This window comes from Actinomadura sp. GC306 (assembly GCF_004348665.1).
Taxonomy (GTDB): domain Bacteria; phylum Actinomycetota; class Actinomycetes; order Streptosporangiales; family Streptosporangiaceae; genus Spirillospora.
Genome location: NZ_SMKM01000362.1, coordinates 1 through 5690, shown reverse-complemented (window position 1 = coordinate 5690; position 5690 = coordinate 1). Strand labels below are relative to the sequence as shown.

General features: G+C 73.3%; 4 protein-coding genes and 1 pseudogene. 1 reads left to right on the top strand and 4 read right to left on the bottom strand.

Annotated elements, in window-relative coordinates:
* Positions 1-844 (top strand): MFS transporter (locus E1200_RS34145; RefSeq protein WP_165950530.1); only part of this gene is annotated, 844 nt, incomplete at its 5' end.
* A gap of 12 nt (positions 845-856) precedes the next feature.
* On the opposite strand, the gene E1200_RS30680 is transcribed toward E1200_RS34145, so the two are convergent.
* The 4 genes and pseudogenes from E1200_RS30680 to E1200_RS30665 form a co-directional block, all read right to left on the bottom strand.
* A complete protein-coding gene (locus E1200_RS30680; protein WP_131955698.1) occupies positions 857-1237 on the bottom strand; it encodes a YchJ family metal-binding protein in 381 nt (126 codons plus the stop codon).
* Between the two features lie 12 nt (positions 1238-1249).
* Positions 1250-2065 carry an SAM-dependent methyltransferase gene (locus E1200_RS30675; RefSeq protein ID WP_131955696.1) on the bottom strand — a complete coding sequence of 272 codons (816 nt, stop codon included), beginning with the start codon at positions 2063-2065 and terminating at the stop codon, positions 1250-1252.
* A 127-nt stretch (positions 2066-2192) separates the two neighbouring features.
* The gene (locus E1200_RS30670) at positions 2193-4850 is read right to left on the bottom strand and encodes a cellulose binding domain-containing protein (protein WP_131955694.1); all 2658 of its coding nucleotides are present in this window, start codon (positions 4848-4850) and stop codon (positions 2193-2195) included.
* 190 nt (positions 4851-5040) lie between these two features.
* Positions 5041-5690, bottom strand: a pseudogene (locus E1200_RS30665) (hypothetical protein); the annotation flags it as partial.

The window sequence follows — 5690 nt, the reverse complement described above, 5'->3', positions numbered from 1 at the left end:
GACCGGGATCGGCGCGCTCGTCCTAGGGCTGGGCGGCGCGGGGCTGGTCCAGCTCGTCCCGGCCGGGCTGCGGGCCCTGCACGGCGGCGACGGGGCGGTCCCGATCGGCGAGGCGAACGCGGTGGCGAGCACGGCGTCCGTCCTGTCGCCGCTGCTCATCGGCGCGGCGCTCGCCGCCGGGCTCGGGTGGCGGCTCGCGTTCGCCGTCCCGCCGCTGGCGCTGGCCGCGCTCCTGGTGGTCTCGCGGCGCGCCATGGTGCCGGTGGCGCGCGAGGACGTCCCGCCGGACACCGGGAAGCGGGCCCCGCGCGCATTCGTGAGCCGGTGGTCCGACCTGGTGCTCGCCGTCGCCGTCGAGTTCTGCATGGTCTTCTGGGCCGCCGACTTCCTCCGCTCGGTCAAGGGCCTCGGCTCCGGCGCCGCCACCACGCTCTCGGCCGCGTTCGTGCTGGGCATGGCCGTGGGACGGATCGCCTCCGGCCCCGTCGTCCGGGCCGCGGGCGGGGCGGACCGGCTGGTCGTCGCGGCGGCGGCCGTCGGTGTCGCCGGATTCGCGGTCCTGTGGGCGGCGCCCGCGCCGGTCGCGGTCGCCGGGCTGCTGGTGACCGGGCTCGGCGTCGCCCTGCTCTACCCGGTCATCCTGGCGCGGTCGCTCGCCGCATGGCCGGCGCAGCCCGTCCGGGCGGCCGCCCGCTGCGCGCTCGCGTCGGGGGTGGCGATCGGCCTCGCCCCGCTCGCCCTCGGCACGCTCGCCGACCTCACCACCCTGCGCGCGGCCGTCTTCGTCGCGCCTGCCCTGCTGCTGATCCTGCTCGTGCGCTGCGCGTGGCGTCTAAGGGCGTGACGGGCTCCGCGGTCAGGTCACCTTGCCGCGGACGTACACCCAGTCGCCGTCATGCCGGACGAACCGGCTGACCTCGTGCAGTTCGCCGGGTGTCGAACCGTCCAGGTAGTGGGCGCGGAACTCGACGGTGCCCTTGTCGTCCGCGGGGCCGCCGTCATCCGTCCGGACGATCTCCAGCCGCACCCACCGGGTCGCGGGATCGAAGCCGACGCGCTCCGGCCGCGTCGCGGGATGCCAGCTCCGCAGCAGGTACGCCTCGTCCCGCTCGGCGAACGCGCTGAACCGCGACCGCATCAGCTCCGCGGCGGTCTCGGCCCGCGCCGCACCGCGGTGCAGCCGTCCGCAGCAGTCCTTGTACCGGGGCCCGGCTCCGCAGGGACACTTCTTCGCCACGCCCCGATTCTGTCAGGAGTCGCCGGTGACGATGCCGACGCCGCTGAAGTGCGGTACCTCCGCGTCCGGCGGCCGGTTCGGGTCGGGACGCCACCGCGAGCACGACACGACCCCCGGCTCGACCAGCCGCGCCCCCAGGAAGAGCTTCTCGATCTGTTCCGGGGACCGGGCGCGGATGGGCGTCCCGCCGCGGTCCATGACCTCCCGCACCGCCCGCCGCATCGCCGCGCCGTCCAGCTCCTCGGTGGTCGCGTCGCAGGTGTGGGAGATGACCAGGTAGCTCCCCGGGACGAGCCTGCGCACCAGCCGCCGGACGAGTTCCTCGGCCTCGGTGTCGTCCAGGATGTGGTTCAGGACCCCGAGCAGCATCAGGCCGACCGGGCGCTCGAAGTCCAGCGTGCGGGCCGCGCCGGCCAGGACGTCGTCGGTGTCGCGGATGTCGGCCTCGATGTAGTCGCACGCCCCCTGCGGGGTGCTGTGCAGCAGGGCGCGGGCGTGGGAGAGGACCAGCGGGTCGTTGTCGACGTACACGATCCGCGACGACGGCGCGATGCGCTGCGCGACGTCGTGGGTGTTGTCGACCGTGGGGAGGCCCGACCCGAGGTCCAGGAACTGCCGTATCCCCGTCGTCACCAGGAAGCGCACCGCGCGGCCGAGGAAGGCGCGGTCCTGCTGGGCCGAGTCGGCGATGCCGGGCAGCACCCGCAGGACGGCGTCACCGGCCTCGCGGTCCACGGGGTAGTTCTCCCTGCCGCCGAGCCAGTAGTCCCAGATCCGCGCCGACTGCGGCGCGCTGGTGTCGATCTCCGGTCGCGGTTCCTTCGCCATCACCGGTTCCCCTTCGGACGACTGCGGCCGTCCTCTTTCCTTCCCCTGAAATTCGCATGTTCATCATGGGGTGTGCGCGGGGCGGGTCTTCGAGGGGCGGGCGGGCCCGGCCGCCCGCCCCTCGCCGTCACCGGCCGGAGCAGTCCGGGGTGATCGTCCCGGCCGAGCCGGAGCCGATGAAGCCGAACGTCGTGCGGGCCCCGGCCGCCAGGGTCCCGTTCCAGGACTCGTTCGCCGCGGTGACCGCCGTGCCCTGCTGCGTCACCTTGGCACCCCAGGACTGGGCGACGGTCTGGCCGCCGCCGAACGTCCAGGAGACCTGCCATCCCGAGAGCGGGGCCGTCCCGGTGTTGCGGACGGTGACCTCACCCTGGAATCCGCCCTGCCACGAACCCGTCGTCTCGTAGGAGGCGGTGCATACCGCCCCGGACGGCGGCGGAGTAGTGGGTGGGCTCGTGGTCGGGGTGGCCGGCGGGGTCGTCGGCGTGGCGTCGGACGTGTCGCCGTAGATGACGCCGCGGCCGTTCGTGCCGAGGTACACGCGGCCGTAGACGCGGGGATCGCCGGTGAGGGCCTCGCCCGCGTTGCCGTACTGGTGCCGGTCGTCGTTGATGCGCGTCCACGTGGCCCCGGCGTCGTTCGAGCGGAACAGCCCGGTCACGCCGTCGACCGTCCCCATCAGGTAGAGCGTTTGGTAGCTCGCGCCCGGGGCGGCCTTGCCGAAGCCGATGTTCACGGCGTCGGAGATGTCCGGCATCTTGGTGAAGGTCGCGCCGGAGTCGGTCGAATGGAACAGGCCGGTGTCGCCCGCGAGCCAGATGTCGCCCTCCTTGCCGGGCACCGCCTTGAAGTGGACGCCGCTCGCCGGCAGCCCGGACGCCGCCGCCGAGAACGAGGCGCCCCCGTCGGTGCTGACGTAGAAGCGGCCGCCCGACACCGCGTAGAACTTGCTCGCGTTCACCCGGTCGGACTCCACGATCGCGTTGGCGGGCACGCCGGACGACCGGCTCCAGCTCGTCCCGAACCCCACCGAGTGGACGACCGCCTGGCCGCTGTCACCGGGGGCCCACACGAAGCGGCTGCCGTCCGCGGCGGCGGCCACCGTCCCGCCGTTGTTGACGCCACCGGGTTCGCTGCCCTGGAACCAGTTCGCGCCACCGTCCGTCGAGAACGCCACGTGGCTGTCGTTCGGGCGGTCGGCGTCGGTGAAGTTGCCCGCCCGCACGACCACGCCCGGGTTCGCCTCGGCGTAGTCGAGGCTGGTCGTGCTGGTGAACACGGGCTGGGTGAACATCGTCTGCGGCACCGACCCGAGGTTCGTGTGCCGGAACCCGCCGATGTCGCCGAGTCCGCTGATCAGCGGCGCGCCGGACGGCGGGCTGACCAGGTCCAGGACGGCGGTCTCCTCCAGGCCCTTCACCATCGGCCGGATGCCGATCTGGCCGCCCGCGTCCCACTTCGTGAGGTCCTCGGTGCCGTAGATCGTCGCGCCCGTCCCGTACATCAGCCGGTCCGAGTCGAACGGGTCGATCTCCACCGACTCGTTCATCCAGCCGAGCTTCGGGGCGACCTCGGGCGGCGCCGGGTTCGCCCCGAACGTCAGCCAGGGGACCTCCGATATGTCGTGGGTGTAGCGGAAGCTCCGGTCGGGGTAGCTCGTCCAGTCCCAGATGCGCGTCCAGGTCGCCCCGGCGTCGGTGCTGCGCCACATGATCATGTCGGGCCACCAGGACACCTGCGTGGCGACCATCAGCGTGCCGGGGTCCTGCCGGTCGATCGTCAGGCCGCTGTAGCCGAAGTACGCGTCGGAACTGCTGGACGGCACGGGGCTGATCTGCGTCCACGCCCCTGAGTTCGTGTCCAGCTTCCACACGTCGCCCTTGGCGCCGTCGTACGGGCCGGCCGTGTCGCTGGTCGCGATGTAAAGGACGTGGTCGGCCGCGTCCAGGACGCCCTTGTGCGCGATGTATCCGGTGGGCTGGCCGGGCACCCGCTGCCAGGTCGCCCCGGCGTCGGTGCTGCGGTAGACGGTGTTCTCCTTGTCCGCGACCCCGGCGTAGATGGTCCTGGTGGGGGAGCCCGCCGTCCCGTCGCTCTCGTCGAACGTCACCCAGACCACGCCGGGCCGGTGGCTGGTGTAGCCGTTGGGGTCACCGGGGTCGTCGGCGTAGTCGCCCGGGTTGGGGAAGCCGGTCACCTTCGCCCAGGTCGCGCCCTGGTCGGTGCTCCGCCACAGCCCGTTGCCCTCGGGCGTCCCCAGGTACAGCACCCGGTTGTCATTGGGGTCGACCGCGAGCCGCTCGCCCATTCCGCGGCCCGGCATGTTGCCGCCGAGCTTGAACGGCAGTTCCGCGGTCCGCCACGTCCGGCCCCGGTCGGACGAGCGCAGCACCGCGCCGTTGTTGGGGTCCCAGTCGTTGGTGTACATGCCGACGGCCGCGTAGACACGGTCCGCGTCCACGGGGTCGGCGGCGAGGCTGACCACGCCGTTGTAGCCCCACTTGTCCCAGCCGACCCAGTCCAGCAGCGGCACCCACTGCCGGCCGGGCTGGTCCCATCTGTAGGCCCCGCCGATGTCCGTGCGCGCGTAGACGAGGTTCCGCTCCTTGCGGCTGAAGACGATGCCGGGGACGAACCCGCCCCCGTCGATCCGCACGTTCTGCCAGGTGTAGGTCTCGGCGGCCGGTGCGCTGGGGGACGCGGTCGCCACCCCCACGACCGGCCCGGCGACCAGCGCCAAGGTGACCGCGACGGCCCCCGCCGCGCGCGTGAACGATCTTCGCATCGGACAAGCCCTCCAGGTCGGCGACACCGCTGCCCAGGAGGGTGATCGAAGCGATTCGACTCGTCAACGTGTTTCACGGCGTCCCACGGCGGCCGGGGGAAGATGCCGTCCGACCAGGCCGGACAGGGGGTGACGGCATGAAAGGCACTCGCCGGATTTCACCGCCGCCGACAGCCGGCGGCGGAACGGCTCAGGAGCGTTCGAGGGACGTGTGAGCCCACCGCGCCGCCCGGAGGGCGAGTTCGTCCTGCCGGCCCCGTCCGCTCACGTACCGGATGTCGGCCACCAGGTTGCCGACGCCGAAGTAGATCCGGGAGGCGCCGTCCGAGCCGTTCGCCGCGAAGGCCCCCGCGCCGAAGTCGGGCAGCGCCGTGGTCTCCCCGATGGCGCCGGCCTGCTCCTCGGCCAGCAGCCCGCGGGCCGCCGCCGTGCTCGCCGCGGTGCGGAGCGTGAGCCAGAGCCGCTCGTCCCCCTCCGCGGTCGCGGAGGTCTGCCAGACGCACTCCTTGCGCGGCACTCCCGTGTCCGAGTCGGGGCGTTCGTCCGCGTGGTTGTGGAAGGTGCGGACCAGCTCGCCCGCCTGCTCGGCGGTGATGAGCCCGCACGGGGAGGGCGCGGTCGCGAAACGCGCCGGTTCCGCCGTGCTCGGGGACGGGGACGGCGTCTCCCGCGTCACCGGCGCCGCAGGCTCCTCGCCATCGCGCAACACGATGACCAGCACGACCACGACGACAAGCACCGTCGCGACCACACCGGCGAGGGCCGCGACGATCCACGGCCGGCCGGTTCCGGGCGGCCCGGCGGGGACGGTGGGGCGCCCGTCAAGCGTGGGGTGAGGGG

Coding starts and splice junctions, on each gene's coding strand:
- E1200_RS30670 (WP_131955694.1), bottom strand. CDS start 4,850: ATGCGAAGATCGTTCACGCGCGCGGCGGGGGCCGTCGCGGTCACCTTG.
- E1200_RS30675 (WP_131955696.1), bottom strand. CDS start 2,065: ATGGCGAAGGAACCGCGACCGGAGATCGACACCAGCGCGCCGCAGTCG.